General features: G+C 71.7%; 16 protein-coding genes. 7 read left to right on the top strand and 9 right to left on the bottom strand.

Annotated elements, in window-relative coordinates:
• Positions 1 to 21: 21 nt before the first annotated feature.
• Together AB0I42_RS03970 and AB0I42_RS03965 are read right to left on the bottom strand one after the other, a co-directional pair.
• On the bottom strand, positions 22 to 612 hold the full coding sequence (locus AB0I42_RS03970; protein ID WP_357533956.1) for a DUF4190 domain-containing protein: 591 nt from the start codon (positions 610 to 612) through the stop codon (positions 22 to 24).
• A 28-nt stretch (positions 613 to 640) separates the two neighbouring features.
• Positions 641 to 931 carry a CD225/dispanin family protein gene (locus tag AB0I42_RS03965; protein ID WP_357533954.1) on the bottom strand — a complete coding sequence of 97 codons (291 nt, stop codon included), beginning with the start codon at positions 929 to 931 and terminating at the stop codon, positions 641 to 643.
• A gap of 228 nt (positions 932 to 1,159) precedes the next feature.
• Here AB0I42_RS03965 and purN point away from each other — a divergent pair, with 228 nt between their 5' ends.
• The 5 genes from purN to mdh all read left to right on the top strand — a co-directional run bounded on the left by purN (position 1,160) and on the right by mdh (position 6,977).
• Positions 1,160 to 1,780 (top strand): phosphoribosylglycinamide formyltransferase, encoded by a 621-nt coding sequence (gene purN / locus AB0I42_RS03960; protein ID WP_357533952.1) that lies wholly within the window; start codon positions 1,160 to 1,162, stop codon positions 1,778 to 1,780.
• Entirely contained in the window at positions 1,777 to 3,345 is a 1,569-nt protein-coding gene (gene purH / locus AB0I42_RS03955) for a bifunctional phosphoribosylaminoimidazolecarboxamide formyltransferase/IMP cyclohydrolase (RefSeq protein WP_357533951.1), read from the top strand. The genes purN and purH overlap by 4 nt, the downstream gene beginning before the upstream one ends.
• Before the next feature lie 414 nt (positions 3,346 to 3,759).
• Positions 3,760 to 4,620 (top strand): bifunctional methylenetetrahydrofolate dehydrogenase/methenyltetrahydrofolate cyclohydrolase, encoded by an 861-nt coding sequence (locus AB0I42_RS03950; protein ID WP_357533949.1) that lies wholly within the window; start codon positions 3,760 to 3,762, stop codon positions 4,618 to 4,620.
• 125 nt (positions 4,621 to 4,745) lie between these two features.
• Positions 4,746 to 5,954 carry a M23 family metallopeptidase gene (locus AB0I42_RS03945; protein ID WP_357533948.1) on the top strand — a complete coding sequence of 403 codons (1,209 nt, stop codon included), beginning with the start codon at positions 4,746 to 4,748 and terminating at the stop codon, positions 5,952 to 5,954.
• A 72-nt stretch (positions 5,955 to 6,026) separates the two neighbouring features.
• A complete protein-coding gene (gene mdh / locus AB0I42_RS03940) occupies positions 6,027 to 6,977 on the top strand; it encodes a malate dehydrogenase (protein WP_357533946.1) in 951 nt (316 codons plus the stop codon).
• A gap of 51 nt (positions 6,978 to 7,028) precedes the next feature.
• On the opposite strand, the gene AB0I42_RS03935 is transcribed toward mdh, so the two are convergent.
• Positions 7,029 to 7,853 carry an MBL fold metallo-hydrolase gene (locus AB0I42_RS03935; protein ID WP_357533944.1) on the bottom strand — a complete coding sequence of 275 codons (825 nt, stop codon included), beginning with the start codon at positions 7,851 to 7,853 and terminating at the stop codon, positions 7,029 to 7,031.
• A gap of 120 nt (positions 7,854 to 7,973) precedes the next feature.
• Between AB0I42_RS03935 and AB0I42_RS03930 the strand changes: the two genes are divergently transcribed.
• Positions 7,974 to 9,191, top strand: coding sequence for an NADP-dependent isocitrate dehydrogenase (locus tag AB0I42_RS03930; protein WP_212822778.1), 1,218 nt, complete (start codon positions 7,974 to 7,976; stop codon positions 9,189 to 9,191).
• Positions 9,192 to 9,511: 320 nt separating this feature from the next.
• On the opposite strand, the gene AB0I42_RS03925 is transcribed toward AB0I42_RS03930, so the two are convergent.
• From AB0I42_RS03925 to AB0I42_RS03910, 4 genes are all read right to left on the bottom strand, one after another.
• Positions 9,512 to 9,940 (bottom strand): hypothetical protein, encoded by a 429-nt coding sequence (locus AB0I42_RS03925; protein ID WP_357533942.1) that lies wholly within the window; start codon positions 9,938 to 9,940, stop codon positions 9,512 to 9,514.
• A gap of 154 nt (positions 9,941 to 10,094) precedes the next feature.
• On the bottom strand, positions 10,095 to 11,189 hold the full coding sequence (gene galT, locus AB0I42_RS03920) for a galactose-1-phosphate uridylyltransferase (RefSeq protein WP_357533940.1): 1,095 nt from the start codon (positions 11,187 to 11,189) through the stop codon (positions 10,095 to 10,097).
• A gap of 116 nt (positions 11,190 to 11,305) precedes the next feature.
• Positions 11,306 to 12,226 (bottom strand): glycosyltransferase, encoded by a 921-nt coding sequence (locus AB0I42_RS03915; protein ID WP_357534133.1) that lies wholly within the window; start codon positions 12,224 to 12,226, stop codon positions 11,306 to 11,308.
• On the bottom strand, positions 12,226 to 13,203 hold the full coding sequence (locus AB0I42_RS03910) for a sulfotransferase (RefSeq protein WP_357533938.1): 978 nt from the start codon (positions 13,201 to 13,203) through the stop codon (positions 12,226 to 12,228). Before AB0I42_RS03910 ends, AB0I42_RS03915 begins: the two co-directional genes overlap by 1 nt.
• Positions 13,204 to 13,264: 61 nt before the next feature.
• Here AB0I42_RS03910 and AB0I42_RS03905 point away from each other — a divergent pair, with 61 nt between their 5' ends.
• Positions 13,265 to 14,134, top strand: coding sequence for a WecB/TagA/CpsF family glycosyltransferase (locus AB0I42_RS03905; RefSeq protein WP_357533936.1), 870 nt, complete (start codon positions 13,265 to 13,267; stop codon positions 14,132 to 14,134).
• Positions 14,135 to 14,165: 31 nt separating this feature from the next.
• On the opposite strand, the gene AB0I42_RS03900 is transcribed toward AB0I42_RS03905, so the two are convergent.
• Positions 14,166 to 15,152 carry a glycosyl hydrolase gene (locus AB0I42_RS03900; protein WP_357533934.1) on the bottom strand — a complete coding sequence of 329 codons (987 nt, stop codon included), beginning with the start codon at positions 15,150 to 15,152 and terminating at the stop codon, positions 14,166 to 14,168.
• 101 nt (positions 15,153 to 15,253) lie between these two features.
• On the bottom strand, positions 15,254 to 16,054 hold the full coding sequence (locus AB0I42_RS03895) for an SAM-dependent methyltransferase (RefSeq protein ID WP_357533932.1): 801 nt from the start codon (positions 16,052 to 16,054) through the stop codon (positions 15,254 to 15,256).
• Positions 16,055 to 16,066 lie beyond the last annotated feature (12 nt).

Genomic DNA, 16,066 nt, shown 5'->3' with positions numbered 1-16,066 from the left:
GCCCTCGACGTGCTGCGACGATCAGGTGAAGCTCGGACCCAGATCGATCATCTGACCGACGATGACCATGATGATCGCCAGGACGATGCTCGACGCACCGCAGATCAGAGCGGCCATGGCCTGGCCACGGTTGCTGGCCTGCCCCTGGTCGGCCTTGTTCTTGCCGAGGAAGCCGAGCACGATCGCGCCGACGCCGAGCGGCAGGCTGAACAGGCCGCAGCAGAACGCCAGCGGCAACGCCACGATGCCGACGATCATGCCGATCAGGCCGAGCGTGTTGTTCTGCGAGGACGCGGGCGCGCCGTAGGAGGCCGCCGGGTAGCCCGGTGCGGTACCGTACGGCTGGCCCGAGGTCGGCTGCTGCTGCTGGGCGTACGGGTCCTGGTACGACGGCTGGCCGTAGGGGCTGCCGGACACCGGCTGGCCGTACGGGTCACCGGACACCGGCTGGCCGTAGGCCGGCTGCCCCGAGGTCGGCTGGCCGTAGGGCTGGCCGGAGGTGGGCTGGCCGTACGGCTGCTGCGGCTGCGCGTACGGGTCCTGGTACTGCGGCGCATTCGGGTCCTGCGGCTGCTTGCCGTACGGATCCTGGCCGGGATAGCCGGGCTGCATGGGCACTCCTTGTTCGGCGGACTATTTCTCAGACTGTGCTAGAGGCTATCGAGCCCGCCATCACCACGAAGTAGATGACGCAGCAGATGATGCTGATCACGTACCACGAGATGCCGACGATCAGGGCGAGTTTCGACCACTTCCGGGACTCCGCGGCCGCCGCCTGGGCGCCCATGAAGTCGCCCTGCTGAAGCAGTTGGTTGACCTTGGAGGCGTTGATGATGGCCGGAATGGCCAGCGGCCAGAACAGGAAGATCGAGACGATGGACATCGTCATGTTGTTGTCCACCTGGTGCGGTGGGTGCGAGGGGTAGCCCACGGAACCTGCTCCTTGACGATTCACTGTCGAGTCGGACATCGATGCCCGAGCGTCCGGCAGCGTACCCGGTCGTGGCGACAATTCGGCACCAACTATCAGGCGACATGCAGCTCCGTGCATCGCCTCGCATCAGCCGTCCGGCAGCCCGGCTCCGCCGGTGCGGTGCCCGCCGGCCGGGCGCGCGGGGCGCGAAAAGGTCGTCGTGACCTGGCCGGTAGGGTGCTCTGCGTGACCGACCGCGCGCCAGCCGCCCGCCTCGTCGTCCTCGTCTCCGGATCCGGAAGCAACCTCCAGGCCCTGCTCGACGCGTGCGCCGATCCCGCGTACGGGGCCCGGGTCGTGGCCGTCGGCGCGGACCGGGACGGGATCGCCGGGCTCGACCGGGCGGCCGCCGCCGGGGTCCCGACCTTCGTCGAGCGGGTCCGCGACCACGCCGACCGCGCCGACTGGGACCGGGCGCTCACCGCACAGGTCGCCGAGCACAAGCCCGACCTGGTGATCTCGGCGGGCTTCCTGAAGCTGGTCGGCACCGATTTCCTCGCCTCCTTCGGCGACCGCTACCTCAACACCCACAACTCGCTGCTGCCCGCGTTCCCGGGCATCCACGGCCCCCGCGACGCGCTCGCCTACGGCGTGAAGCTGGCCGGCGCGACGCTGTTCTTCGTCGACGCCGGGGTCGACACCGGGCCGATCATCGCCCAGGTCGCGGTGCCGGTGCTGCCCGACGACGTCGAGGAAACCCTCACCGAACGGATCAAGGAAGCCGAGCGGCGGCAGCTCGTCGACAGCGTCGGCCGGCTGGTCCGCGAGGGCTGGACCATCACCGGAAGAAAGGTCACGATTCCATGAACGCCGCGCCGGACGGCCGCCGCCCGATCAAGCGGGCGCTGGTCAGCGTGTACGACAAGACCGGGCTGACCGAGCTGGCCCAGGCGCTGCACGCGGCCGGGGTCGAGATCGTCTCCACCGGTTCGACCGCGTCGACCATCGAGGGCGCCGGTGTCCCGGTGACCCGGGTGGAGGAGCTGACCGGCTTCCCGGAGTGCCTCGACGGGCGGGTCAAGACCCTGCACCCGCGGGTGCACGCCGGCCTGCTCGCCGACCTGCGGCTGGAGTCGCACGCCGATCAGCTCGCCGAGCTGGGGATCGCGCCGTTCGACCTGCTGGTCTCCAACCTCTACCCGTTCCAGGAGACGGTGGCGTCCGGCGCCGACGTCGACGGCTGCGTCGAGCAGATCGACATCGGTGGGCCGGCGATGGTCCGGGCCGCCGCCAAGAATCACCCGTCCGTGGCGGTCGTGACGTCGGTGACGGCGTACCCGATGCTCTTCGCCGCCCTGTCCGACGGTGGTTTCACCCTCGCCCAGCGCCGGCTGCTCGCCGCACGGGCCTTCGCCGACATCGCGGAATACGACGTCGCCGTCGCCGCCTGGTGCGCCCGGGTGCTGGCCCCCGACGAGGAGTGGGCGCCGCGCTTCGCCGGCCTGGCACTGCGCCGCTCGGCCACGCTGCGGTACGGCGAGAACCCGCACCAGCAGGCCGCGCTCTACCTCGACCCGGACGCCCCCGCCGGACTCGCCCAGGCCGAGCAGTTGCACGGCAAGGAGATGTCCTACAACAACTACGTCGACGCCGACGCGGCGTGGCGGGCCGCCCACGACTTCACCGAGCCCACGGTGGCGATCATCAAGCACGCCAACCCGTGCGGGATCGCGGTCGGTGCCGATGTCGCCGAGGCGCACCGAAAGGCGCACGCCTGTGACCCGGTGTCGGCGTTCGGCGGCGTCATCGCGGTCAACGCGCCGGTCACCGTCGAGCTGGCCAAGCAGGTCGCCGAGATCTTCACCGAGGTCGTGGTGGCCCCGGCCTACGAGGACGGCGCGGTCGAGGTGCTGTCCGGCAAGAAGAACATCCGCCTGCTGAAGGCGCCCGCCTGGCGGCCGGCGCCGGTCGAGTGGCGGCAGGTCAGCGGGGGAGTGCTGACCCAGACGGCCGACCGGGTGGACGCTCCCGGCGACGACCCGGCCACCTGGCGGCTGGTCGCGGGCGAGGCCGCCGCCGACGACGTACTGCGGGACCTGGCGTTCGCCTGGCGGGCGGTGCGCGCGGTCAAGTCCAACGCGATCCTGCTGGCCGCCGACGGGGCGACCGTCGGGGTCGGGATGGGCCAGGTCAACCGGGTCGACGCCGCGCACCTGGCGGTGTCGCGCGCCGGTGCCGAGCGGGCGCGCGGGGCGGTCGCCGCCTCCGACGCGTTCTTCCCGTTCCCCGACGGCCTGCAGGTGCTGCTCGACGCCGGGGTCCGCGCGGTCGTGCAGCCCGGCGGATCGCTACGCGACGAGGAGGTGATCGCGGCGGCGCAGGCGGCCGGCGTGACCCTCTACCTGACCGGCACCCGCCACTTCTTCCACTGACTGTGAGCATGGCGGGGTCGGTTCATCAGTGGTGAGCTGATGCGGGTGGTAGTGGGCGGTGACTTTGGGGTCCTTCCTCGGCAAACCGTCAGGGCACCCGTGATCGTCTGCTGCCCAGCAGTTCGACACGCCGTACGGACAACCGCGGAACAACTAACGATCACCACACACACCGCCACGTCACGAGAAGCGTGGGGTAGCGGCCGGTTGACGCACCATCGGAGCGTCCGGAGGCCGGTGGGCCGCCCCGCAACCGCCGGGGCGGCCCACCGACGCCCGCCGTGGGCTGCTCGATCGCGTTGTATCACCTTGATCAGTGCGCCGCCCGCGCCGTCCGCGCCGGCGTGGCTTCCTGGTGGGCGGGATCTTGGGGGGTTCGCCGGGTCGGCGCCGGCCGCGTGAGACGATCCGGACGTGACGGCGAACCTTCTGGACGGCAAGGCCACCGCGGCGGCGATCAAGGACGAGTTGCGGGGGCGGGTCAAGGCCCTCGCCGAGCGGGGCATCGTCCCCGGGCTCGGCACGGTGCTGGTCGGGGAGGACCCCGGCTCGCAGGCGTACGTCAACGGCAAGCACCGCGACTGCGCCGAGGTCGGCATCGCCTCGATCCGGCGCGAGCTGCCCGCCGACGCCACCCAGGACCAGGTCGACGAGGTGGTGGCCGAGCTCAACGCCGACCCGGCGTGCCACGGCTACATCGTGCAGCTGCCGCTGCCCGGGCAGATCGACACCCAGCGGGTGCTCGAGTCGATCGCCCCGGACAAGGACGCCGACGGGCTGCACCCGGTCAACCTCGGCCGGCTGGTGCTCGGCTACGACGCCCCGCTGCCGTGCACCCCGCGCGGAATCGTCGAGCTGCTGCGCCGGTACGACGTACCGCTGCGGGGCGCCGAGGTGGCGGTCGTCGGGCGGGGCAACACCGTCGGCCGGCCGCTCGGGCTGCTGCTGACCCGGCGCAGCGAGAACGCGACCGTGACCCTGTGCCACACCGGCACCCTCGACCTGGCCGCGCACACCCGGGCGGCCGACATCGTGATCGTCGCGGCCGGCGTACCCGGTCTGCTCACCGCCGAGATGGTCCGGCCGGGGGCGGTGGTCATCGACGTCGGGATCACCCGGGTCGTCGGCGCCGACGGCAAGGGGCACTACACCGGCGACGTCGACGCCGAGGTGCGCGAGGTGGCCGGCGCGATCGCGCCGATGCCCGGCGGGGTCGGCCCGATGACCCGGGCGATGCTGCTGACGAACGTCGTGGAGCGCGCCGAACGCTCCTGACCCTTCTCGCCCTGGTCCCGCGATCTTGCACTTGTCTCCTCCCTTTGCCCTGTTTGGGAGGTGATATGGGCAAGATCGCGGCGTGGCGACCCGGGACGCGTGTCTGATTTGGTAACTATGAGGGGATGCGAACCCCTATCGCGTCTTTTGTAGTCATCGTGCTGGTCGCCGGCATCCCGGCGCCCGTGCACGCCGCAGCGCCCGCCGACCTCGCCGACGCGGTCGCCGCCCACCTGCGCGACGGGCAACTCCGCACCCAGCAGTCGCGGGCCGAGCAGCGGCAGGGCGGACCCGTCCCGTCCGTCGCCGACCCGGACCCCGACGTCGTCGTCGCGCGGAGCACCGACGAGCACGGGTTCGGCAGCGTGGTGGTACGGGCACCCGCGGCCGCCGGGGCGTACCCGGTGGGGTGGCTCTTCGTGGCCCGGCGGGCGGGCGGTGAGTGGCGGGTCGCGGTCGAGGGCGAGCCGGCGTTCGCCGAACTCAGCGCCGGTTCGACGATCCTGCGCGAGGACGAACGCCGGATTCTCGGCCGGGCCGGCGGGCGGTCCGAGGCCGGCCCGCTGTCGGTGAACCCCGCCGACCGGCGCACCGGGATGCGGCTGCCGTACGCGGTCGGCCAGTCGTGGCGCTACACCGGCGGTCCGCACCCGATGAACGGCGGCGTACGCAGCTCGGTCGACTTCGCCGGCGGCGACGGCCGGGTGCTGGCCGCCCGCGGCGGGCTGGCGTACACCATGTGCGGCTCCGGCAAGGGCTGGATCCGGGTGGTGCACGACCGGGGCTTCGCCACCGACTACTACCACCTCGCCGGCAACATCCAGGCCGACGGCCGGGCGGTCAAGGAGGGCGACTTCCTCGGCAACATCGGCAACGACGTCTCCTGCGGCGGCTCGTCCACCGGCGCGCACGTGCACTTCTCGCTGCGCCGGAACAACGCGTACGTGCCGATCGACCGTTACAACTTCGGCAAGTGGGTGATCTCGGCCTCCGGCGCCGACTACAGCGGCTCGGCCTGGCACGGCTCCCGCCGGGTCGACGTGGGCGGGACGCTACACAACCACGGTGTGCTCGGATTCACACAGGGGGTCGTCGACACCGACGGCGGCACCGTCCTCAACCGCCGCTCCGGAGCCGGCGCCAACCATCCCGTGGCGGGTACGGTCGCCGACGGCGCGACCGTCACCATCGAGTGTTCCGCCCGGGGTACGCGTCACGTGGGCCGGAACGGGTACAGCAGCGACCTGTGGAACAAACTGACCGACGGAACCTGGGTCAGCGACGTGTTTCTATGGACCGGCACGGGTGACCCAGTCAACGGCCTGTGCCCCTAGCCCGGCGGGGCCCCGCCCTGACTGGTACGGTCCGCCCAAACCAGCCTTCCGGTATCAGAGAGTGAGACGACCATGGGCAAGAAGGTCACCGTCGTCGGCGCCGGCTTCTACGGCTCGACGACCGCGCAGCGCCTCGCCGAGTACGACGTCTTCGACACGGTCGTGCTCACCGACATCGTCGAGGGCAAGCCCGAGGGCCTCGCCCTCGACCTCAACCAGTCCCGGTCGATCGAGGGCTTCGAGACCAAGATCGTCGGCGCGACCACCGGCCCGAACGGCGAGGGCTACGAGGCCATCGAGGGCTCCGACGTCGTCGTCATCACCGCCGGCCTGCCCCGCAAGCCCGGCATGAGCCGGATGGACCTGCTCGAGGTCAACGCCAAGATCGTCCGGAGCGTGGCGGAGAACGTCGCCAAGTACGCCCCGAACGCCGTCGTCATCGTCGTCTCCAACCCGCTCGACGAGATGACCGCGCTGGCCCAGCTCGCCACCCAGTTCCCGAAGAACCGGGTCCTCGGCCAGGCCGGCATGCTCGACACCGCCCGCTTCACCAACTTCGTCGCCGAGACGCTCGCCGTGCCGGTCAACACGGTGAAGACGCTGACCCTCGGCTCGCACGGCGACACCATGGTGCCGGTGCCGTCGCAGAGCAGCGTCAACGGCAAGCCGCTGGCCGACGTGCTCCCGGCCGACAAGATCGAAGAGCTGGTCGTCCGGACCCGCAACGGCGGCGCCGAGGTGGTGGCCCTGCTCAAGACGGGCTCCGCCTACTACGCCCCGTCCGCCGCCGCCGCCCGGATGGCGAAGGCCGTCGCGGAGGACTCCGGCGCGGTCATGCCGGTCTGCGCCTGGGTCGACGGCGAGTTCGGCATCTCCGGCGTCTACCTCGGCGTCGAGGCCGAGATCGGTGCCGAGGGTGTCAAGAAGGTCGTCGAGACCAAGCTGACCGACAACGAGCTGGCCGACCTCAAGGCCGCCGCCGAGGCCGTACGCGCCAAGCAGCAGGACGTCGCGGGCATGTGATCCCGCCCACCGGACCGCCGTACCCCGCCCGGGGTGCGGCGGTCCGTCGTTTCACCCGGGAGGTTCGGCCGGGGCGCCGAAGGTGATGAACGGATCGGTCAGATGCGGGGTCGCCAGGACCGCCGCCGGTCGGGCGGCGAGGTCGCGTAGCAGCGCCTCCCGTGACAACCGGGCGGTCGCCGGATCGACCTCGTGCGCGTACGGCTGCGCCGGGTCGATCAACTGCACCGGGTGCACGAGCAGATCACCGGTGAGCAGCACGACTTCCGTGCCGACCTCGAGCAGCACCGACTGGTGGCCGGGCGTGTGCCCGGGCGTCGCGACGACCCGTACCTCGGGGGTGAGTCGTCGGTCACCCTCGACCATGTGCAGTTGGCCAGTCGCCGTCAGCGGATCCAGCAGGTACGCCGCCAGTTCCGGGTTCGCGGCCCGGACCGCCGCCAACTCCGCACCCTGCACGACGTAGCGGGCGTTGGCGAAGTACGGCGCGCCGCCGGTCACCGCCCACCCCACATGGTCGGTGTGCAGGTGGGTCAGTACGACAGTGTCCACCTCCGCCGGGTCGATGCCCGCCGTCGCCAACTCGTCGGGCAGTCTCCCGGGCACCGGGGCCCAGGCCCGGGCCGGTGCCTCGGCCGGGCCGATACCGGCGTCGACCATGATCACCCGATCGTCGTCGAGCCTGATCGCGAAGCACCGGAACCGCAGCCACCACTGCCCGTCGGCGGTCACCGTGCCCGGGTCGTACCCGTCCGCCCGGCGCCACAACGCTGGCGTGACCTGCGGGAACGCGGTTGATCGGGGTTCGAAGAACGGCCCTTCGCCGTCCGGCAGGGCGATCACGGTGACTGACCCGAAGCGGCGACTGACCGGCACCGCGCCATCCTGTCATCCGCGGTTCGTGGTGGGTGCTTGCCGGACCTGCCTGAGCGCCCTCACGTGCATCCAGTACGCTCGTACTGCTAGTACTGAGGTTCCCGAGAGGAGCGCCGGCCGATGGCGAAGATCAAGGTAGCGAACCCGGTCGTCGAACTCGACGGCGACGAGATGACCCGGATCATCTGGAAGCAGATCCGGGAGCAGTTGATCCTGCCCTACCTCGACGTCGAACTCGACTACTACGACCTGTCGATCCAGTACCGTGACCAGACCGACGACCAGGTGACCATCGACTCCGCGAACGCCATCAAGCGGCACGGCGTCGGCGTCAAGTGCGCCACCATCACCCCCGACGAGGCCCGCGTCGAGGAGTTCGGGCTCAAGAAGATGTGGCGGTCGCCGAACGGCACCATCCGCAACATCCTCGGCGGCGTCGTCTTCCGCGAGCCGATCATCATGTCCAACGTGCCGCGGCTCGTCCCGGGCTGGACCAAGCCGATCATCATCGGCCGGCACGCCCACGGCGACCAGTACAAGGCCACCGACTTCGTCGTACCCGGCCCCGGCTCGGTCACCGTCACCTACACCCCGGCCGACGGTGGCGCCCCGATCGAGATGGAGGTCGCCAACTTCTCCGGCGGCGGCGTCGCGATGGGCATGTACAACTTCGACGAGTCGATCCGCGACTTCGCCCGCGCCTCGATGCGCTACGGCCTCGACCGCGGCTACCCGGTCTACCTGTCGACGAAGAACACCATCCTCAAGGCGTACGACGGCCGCTTCAAGGACATCTTCGCCGAGGTCTTCGAGGCCGAGTTCAAGGCCGAGTTCGACGCCGCCGGCATCACCTACGAGCACCGGCTGATCGACGACATGGTCGCCGCCGCGCTGAAGTGGGAGGGCGGCTTCGTCTGGGCCTGCAAGAACTACGACGGTGACGTCCAGTCCGACACCGTCGCCCAGGGCTTCGGCTCGCTCGGCCTGATGACGTCGGTCCTGATGACCCCGGACGGCCGTACGGTCGAGGCCGAGGCCGCCCACGGCACCGTCACCCGGCACTACCGGCAGTGGCAGAAGGGCGAGAAGACCTCGACCAACCCGATCGCCTCGATCTTCGCCTGGACCCGGGGCCTCGCCCACCGCGGCAAGCTCGACAACACCCCGGCGGTCACCGACTTCGCCAACACGCTGGAGCAGGTCTGCATCGAGACCGTCGAAGGCGGCCAGATGACCAAGGACCTCGCGCTGCTGATCTCCCGCGACGCGCCGTGGCTGACCACCGACGAGTTCATGAACGCTCTCGACGAGAACCTGGCGCGCAAGCTCGGCGCCTGACCAGCACCTCGGAAAATGCCCGCCAGCGGTTCGCCGGCGGGCATTTTCGTGCTTCCGGCCGCTCTGTCCGTGGTCGCCGTTCCGGCATCAGGGGCGACGTCGGACGCCGCCAGCGATCGACACCGAGCGTTACCGCGGATGCGCCGCCGTCGTTGTACGGGGTGGACGCGATGCCAGTCGCGTCCGGGGGAGCGAAGCCGGTCGAGGACGCCCGACCGGGACGCCGGCCCGGCCAGCTCCCCGGCTGTGCCGCACAGCCTGCCGTCCCTTCCCATTGCGGGGGGCCCTGTCCCGAGCCCCCCGCAGCCCTGACCGCTCGCTCAGCAGAGGTGGCTTCCGCAGTACCGGTTGATCGTGGCGTAGGCGGTCTGCGTGCGACTCTGCCCGTTCTGCGTGTAGGTGACGGTGGCGACGATCATCGCGTCGGAATTGGCCACCCACACCGAGCAGGAGGACGAGGTCGCGGTGCAGCCGGTGTTGATCGACTGGTAGGGGCCGCTGACGCTCCAGGAGAAGGTGTAGCTTCCGGACGTGTTCAGTACGGCGAAACCGGCGTTGTAGGTGCTGGCCGGCGCGCTGTTGGTGCAATACGTGTTCCAGGTCAGCACGACGCCCGGCGCGATGCGGCAGCCGAACGTCTCCTGACCGATGGCGGCGGCCGGTGCGGCGCCGGCGAACGCGAGGGTCGTCGCCGCGACCAGGCCGGCGACGACACCGGCGATGATGGACCGGATGCGGGTGTGCTTCATGGGTCGCTCCGTTCTTCGGCGGGGGTGAGTCGACCCTAGTTACCGCTATTCTTTTCCGGCAATGACGAAAATAAATGTCTATTGGTAATGCCGTCCAGGTGCTGACAAGTCGTGAATTGCGTCGATGTCGTTGGTGACGACGTCCGGCCGCGCGCTAGCCGGCCCGGCGGCTGGACACCTGGCGCAGCATGGCCGCCGCCTGTTCGGGGCGGATGTCGTTGATGAAGACGCCCATCGCCGACTCGGAGCCGGCGAGATACTTCAGTTTGTCGGCGGCGCGGCGGACGCTGAACAGCTGCAGGTGCAGGTAGCCGAGGTCGCGGTCGACGCGTACCGGGGCCTGGTGCCAGGCCGAGATGTACGGCATCGGCTTGTCGAAGAGCTGGTCGAAGCGGCGCAGGACGTCGAGGTAGAGCGGCCCGAAGGCGGCGCGCTCGGCGTCGTCGAGCGCGGGCAGGTCGGGCATCTGCCGGTGCGGTGCGATGTGCACCTCGAACGGCCAGCGGGCGGCGGCGGGGACGTACGCGGTCCAGTGCGCGTTCGACGCCACGACCCGTTCGCCAGCGTCCCGTTCGGCGGCGAGTACGTCGGCGAACAGGTTGCGTCCGCCGGTGCGCTCGGCGTGCCGCCGGGCCGCGGCCATCATCGCCCGGGTGCGCGGGGTGAGGAACGGGTACGCGTAGATCTGGCCGTGCGGGTGGTGCAGGGTGACGCCGATCTCGACGCCGCGGTTCTCGAAGCAGAAGATCTGCTCGACGCCGGGTAGCTCGGACAGTTCGCCGGTCCGGTCGGCGAGCGCGTCGAGCACGGTGCGGACCCGGGCCGGGGGCAGGGTGGCGAACGACGCGTGGTGGTCGGCGGTGAAGCAGACGACCTCGCACCGCCCGAGGCCGGGCCGGGTCGGGGTGTAGGGCGTCGGCTCCTCGCCGGGCTCGCCGGTGCGGGCGCTCAGGGACGGGAACCGGTTCTCGAACACGGCGACGTCGTAGTCGTACGCCGGGATCTCCGACGACTGGTCCGGTGTGGACGGACACAGCGGGCACTGGTCGGTCGGTGGCAGGAAGATGCGGGTCTGCCGGTGGGCGGCGATCGCCACCCACTCGTCGAGCAGCGGGTCGTAGCGCAGCTCCGAGGCGGGTGGTGGTGGCGGCAGGTCGCGCCGGTCGGGTCCCTCGCGTACGGCGTCGTCGCGTTCGTCGTAGTAGATGAGGTCGCGGCCGTCGGCGAGCCGGACCATCGTGCGCTTCATCGTCGACTCCCGGATTCGAACATCCGCTGGCCCCCAGATCCAAACGTAATCCAACAGATACGCACACTAGCGGCCATCGTGCTGGCGCGGAACGCCGGGCTGCCCCAGCGGTCGGTTCAGATCCCGCGGCCGCGCCGGTGCAGGGTGGCGAGCACGTTCTCCACCCGTACCGCGCCGGTGATCGCGGCGAGGGCGATCGCCGCCCGCGGCTCCCGCCAGTTGGACCGCACCGCCTCCCGGGTCCACCGCCACGCCTCCGCCCGGTTGCCGGTCGCCGCCGACCAGCAGGCCAGCTGCCCGTAGACCCGGGCCGCGCCGGGGCGGCAGCCGCTGATCTCCGGATGCCGGGCCATCATCCAGCGCAACGACGAGATCTTGGTGGCGTACTCGTAGGCGTAGTGCGACGTACGCCCCCAGAGCACGCGTACCAGCGGCTCGTCGACGTGGACGACGGGTGACCGGCGGGCGGCCCGCAACAGCAGGTCCCAGTCCTCGTTCTGGCTGCCCGGCGCGTCCTCCGCGACCAGGCCGATCCGGTCGGGGTCGGTCAGCGCGGCGCGTTCGACGAGGAAACTCGATGAGTGCAGCATCGCCATCCGGGAGCGGGCCAGGTGGTCGACGGTGACCCGGTCGACACCGGCGAGCCGGGGGGTGCGGTGGCCGTCGTACTCGACCTCGATCGCGCACGACGCGAACTCGGCGCCGGACCCGGCGGCGGCCAGGGCGGCCACCTGCCGGCGCAGCTTGTCCGGCGCCCACCGGTCGTCGTCGTCGCAGAACGCGACCAGGTCGGTGTCCAGCGCCACGATCGCGGTGTTCCGGGCGCCGGCGAGGCCCGGGGTGCGGCAGTTGCCGAGCACCATCACCGGCACCCCGTCGGTGGTGGCCAGCAGGTAGTCCGGGGCGCTGTGGTCGAAGACGACGACCACCCGCAGCCGGCCGGGGTAGTCCTGGGCGCGCACGCTCGCCAGCGTCCGGCGTAGCAGTTCGGGGCGGTCGCGGGTCGGGACGACCACGCCGACCGACGGCCACGCGATCACCGCTGGTCACCCGGGGTGGCGGCGACCCCGGTACGCGCCGTGCCGGTCCCGCGCAGCGGATAGCCGTACGCGCGCAGCAGCGGTGCGCAGACCGCGCCGACCAGCCGCCGCTGCCCCGGTGGCAGGGCGGCCATCCAGGTGTCGTCGTGCCGCAGCGGGATCCGGCCGACCTGGAACCGCATCGGGTTGCCCGCCGCGCTGTGCCCGACCCGCAGGTCGGCGTGCGTGCCGGTGACGAAGCCGAGATCGGTGCCGGAGAGGTCGACGCCGGTGAAGGCGGCCAGCCGGCGCAGCTCGTCGACCGGCCCGCCGACCAGTTGTTCGTACCGGACCCGCAGGACGGGCACGCCGCGCCGGGCGAGCAGCCCGAAGGCGGCGTTGTGCGCGTTCCAGAGCAGGGCGGAGCGGCCGGGCGCGTACCGGGTCATGGTGTCGGCGCCGTCGGTCTCCGGCCGCCCGACGGTCTTGGTCCAGGAGTACGCGACCCCGCGCGCGTCGCGTACGACGTGGGCGACCCGCAGGTCGATGCCGGGTGCCCAGCGCAGGCAGTGGGCGAGCGCGCTGTGCTTGGAGGAGTCGACGACGACGGTGGCGCCGGAGACGTCGGCGGCGGCGGCGTAGACGGCGCGGTAGTAGCCGGCGTACTCCTCGACGAGGCCGCGCAGGTCGTCGGGGAGGCGGCTGCCGGCGAGCCGGGGGATGTGCCGGGTCCGTTCGACGGCCTCCTTCAGCGCCAGCACCCGGTAGACGTCGACCTGCTGCCAGCCGCCGAAGGCGCGTTCGCCGACGAGTTGCCAGAACCGGCAGGCCGAGAAGCGGGCCCCGCAGCCGCATCGTTCGTCGTCGCGGACGTCGCGTTGCCAGAGGTGTACGACCTCGCCCAGAGCGCACACGCCGGGCAGTTCACCCATCAGGCGCTCGACCAGTGTTGTGCCACTTCGCCCTAATCCACCGACAAAGAGAACTACTGCCACTTTTAACCGCCTTCGCTCGTTTCATAGGTATAACGAGCGATCGACCGGTGAGGAGCTTGGTTTGGGGCTGTACGCGACGTTTCGTCGGATAAACGTCGGAGGTACCGACTTCGACGCACTCACCGAGGACCGGGTGGTCGCGATGGTCCGCGACGCGCTGCGCCGGGGAGCCGGCGGCCGGATCATCACCCCCAACGTCGACATCCTCCGGCAGGCCCGGACCGACCCCGGCGTACGCGCCCACCTCGCCGACGCCACCCTCGTCGTCGCCGACGGCATGCCCCTGGTGTGGGCCAGCCAACTCGCCGGCAGCCCCCTGCCGGAGCGGGTCGCCGGTTCCAGCCTGCTCTGGTCGCTGTCGTACGGCCTCGGGCTGGACGGCCGTTCGGTCTTCGTCCTCGGCGGCGACCCGCCGGCCGCCGGGACCGCCGCCGGTGCCGTCCGCGCCGCCCGGCGGATCACCGCCGGCTGCCCCGGCCTGCGCGTGGCCGGCACGCTGAGCCCCCGCTACGGCTTCGACCGCGACCCCGCGCACCTCGACCGGGTCTGCGCCGAGGTGGTGGCCGCCCGGCCCGACCTGGTCCTGGTGGGGCTCGGCTTCCCGAAGCAGGAGCGGATCATCGACCGGCTGCGGGCCCGGATGCCGGCCGCCTGGTTCCTCGGCTGCGGAGCGGCGGTCAACTTCGCGGCCGGCGACCAGCTCCGCGCTCCACTGTGGATGCAGCGGTCCGGTCTGGAGTGGGCGCACCGGCTCGGCACCGAACCCCGCCGCCTCGCCGGCCGCTACCTGTGCCACGACGCCCCGTACGCGCTGCGGCTGCTCGCCACGACGGCGGCGGCCCGGCACGCGGTGTCCCGCCGTACGTCACCCGGCCGGGCGCTGCCGCGCCGGCCGGCGTCGAGGCGGGCGGTGCCGCTACCGGCGCGCTGACCGGGTGCCGCCCGCGCGGCACCCGGGATGCTCAGCCGCCCGGGTTGAAGTACGGATCGCGGGCCAGTTCGGTGAACGCGGCGAAGGCCGGCGGGTCGTCCGAGAGCTGGAACTGCCCCTTGGGCGGATTGCCGTCCGGATCCGACTCGAAGTACGCCACCGCCTTGATCTGCGGGTTCGCCTTGAAGAGCACGGCGGCGTCACGCAGCCACGCCGCCCGGCCCGCCGAACCCCACTCCCGGGCCACCCCGAACTCGCCCACGATGATCGGCTTCGGCCGCTGCGCCGCCCAGCGCAGGAACGGGTCCATCAACTCCGCCAGCGGCCGGAACCGCTGGCCGGCGTACACGTCGACGCACGTCCAGTCGACGGCGTCGTCACCGGGGTAGAAGTCCGGCGCGTCGCCCCGGACGAAGCCCTCGGCCGTCGGGCACCACACCCAGGAGGCGTTGGTGACCCGTTCCTCGTCGAAGATCCGGCGGGTGTGCCGCCAGGCCGCGACGAAGTCCGGCCCCGACCACATGGTGGCGCGCAGGTTCGGCCGGTCCATCTCCCACCGGTAGCGCAGCAGCACCGGGCGCTGTGCGGCGCGTACCCGGCGGGCCTGGGCCCGGATCAGCTCGTCGTGATGTCCGTCCACGATGGATCTGGTGTCGCCGGACGCCCAACTGAGCATGACGGTCACGCCACGGGCCATGAACTCCCGGTCGGTCAGGGTGAGGAACTCCTCGTCGAACCGCCGGTAGGTGTTGACGATGTCGAGCGGGCGGTCGAGAGACTCCTCGTAGCCGGTGATGGCTGCCCGCCGCCCGTCCTGGCCCCAGACCCGGGGCTTGACCCAGGCGCCGAGCCGGGCGCCGGCGGTGGGGGCGGCGACCGGGCCGCTGTCGTACGGGCCGGGGTTGGTGGCGACACCGGCCGGCGGTGCGGCGGTGGGTTCCGGCGGGGCGGGTGCCGCCGTACAGCCGGCCAGCACGGCGGCGAGCACCACGACCGCGCTCCTGGTCCACCTGCTCATCGGGACTCCTCGTTCTCTGGCCCACGAAGACCCGCGTGATCAGGGACGACGCGCCGGCGACGCGCGCGACCTACTCCCTGATCACGCGGATCATGGGGGAGTTACCAGGTGGTGGCGTCGGGGTGGGGCGGCGGCTGGACCCGCGGCGGGGCCACCTGGGGGACGGTGCGGCGGGCCGCGTAGAGCACGTTCACGCAGTAGCGGCTCAGGGCCGGGACACGGGTCGCCACGTTGTCGACGACCGTCGCCACGGGGCGCAGCCAGCGCCGGTCGTACCAGCCCCGGGTCAGCACCGAGAAACCGCGCCGCTCCACGATGCTGAAGCCGTACCGGGCCAGCAGCGTCGTCACCTCCTCGTGGGAAAGCTCGGCGAACCACGGCTCACCCACGTGCCGGCGGTGCCGCAGGTGCCGGGCCGAACCCCGGTTGCCGTGGTTCTCCACCACCAGCAGCCCGGCCTCCTGATGCGGCAGCACCCGGGCCGCGAACGCGATCGCCCGTTCCCGTACCTCGTCACCGGCGTTGAGCAGCAGCCGGAACACGGTGACGATCGCCGGCGAGTCGGTCGCCACCGGCGACGGCACCGGCCCGGTCGCCTCGACCCGGTGCAGTTCGGCCAGGGCGCCCAGCTCGTCGGCCTTGGCCAGCATCGCCGGCGACGAGTCGTAGCCGTGCGCGCCGCGCACCATGCCGTGCAGCGCCCGCAGTGCCCGCCCGGTCCCGCAGGCGAAGTCGTGCTGCACCGGCCGGCGGGTCTCGAACGACCGCCCGACCAGGTCGCGCAGGTACGCGCGCTGCCGCCGGTTGATCGCCGCCGCGTACCCGTCCGGGGCGTACTCGACGGACTCGTACCGCTCGACGGCGGCGGTGTCCTGGAAGACGTCGGCGTAGTCGTTGCGCAACTTGCTGCTCCT

It is taken from the genome of Polymorphospora sp. NPDC050346 (assembly GCF_040655695.1).
Taxonomy (GTDB): Bacteria; Actinomycetota; Actinomycetes; order Mycobacteriales; family Micromonosporaceae; genus Polymorphospora; species Polymorphospora lycopeni.
The sequence above is the reverse complement of the archived record's forward strand: the minus strand, read 5'-3'. Positions and strand labels throughout refer to the sequence as shown.

What these genes read in the sequence shown, in the direction of transcription:
- AB0I42_RS03970 (WP_357533956.1), bottom strand. Translation starts at nt 612, where the DNA reads ATGCAGCCCGGCTATCCCGGCCAGGATCCGTACGGCAAGCAGCCGCAG.
- galT (WP_357533940.1), bottom strand. Translation starts at nt 11,189, where the DNA reads ATGAAGCGCACGATGGTCCGGCTCGCCGACGGCCGCGACCTCATCTAC.
- AB0I42_RS03930 (WP_212822778.1), top strand. Translation starts at nt 7,974, where the DNA reads ATGGCGAAGATCAAGGTAGCGAACCCGGTCGTCGAACTCGACGGCGAC.
- AB0I42_RS03900 (WP_357533934.1), bottom strand. Translation starts at nt 15,152, where the DNA reads ATGAGCAGGTGGACCAGGAGCGCGGTCGTGGTGCTCGCCGCCGTGCTG.
- AB0I42_RS03925 (WP_357533942.1), bottom strand. Translation starts at nt 9,940, where the DNA reads ATGAAGCACACCCGCATCCGGTCCATCATCGCCGGTGTCGTCGCCGGC.
- purH (WP_357533951.1), top strand. Translation starts at nt 1,777, where the DNA reads ATGAACGCCGCGCCGGACGGCCGCCGCCCGATCAAGCGGGCGCTGGTC.
- AB0I42_RS03945 (WP_357533948.1), top strand. Translation starts at nt 4,746, where the DNA reads ATGCGAACCCCTATCGCGTCTTTTGTAGTCATCGTGCTGGTCGCCGGC.
- mdh (WP_357533946.1), top strand. Translation starts at nt 6,027, where the DNA reads ATGGGCAAGAAGGTCACCGTCGTCGGCGCCGGCTTCTACGGCTCGACG.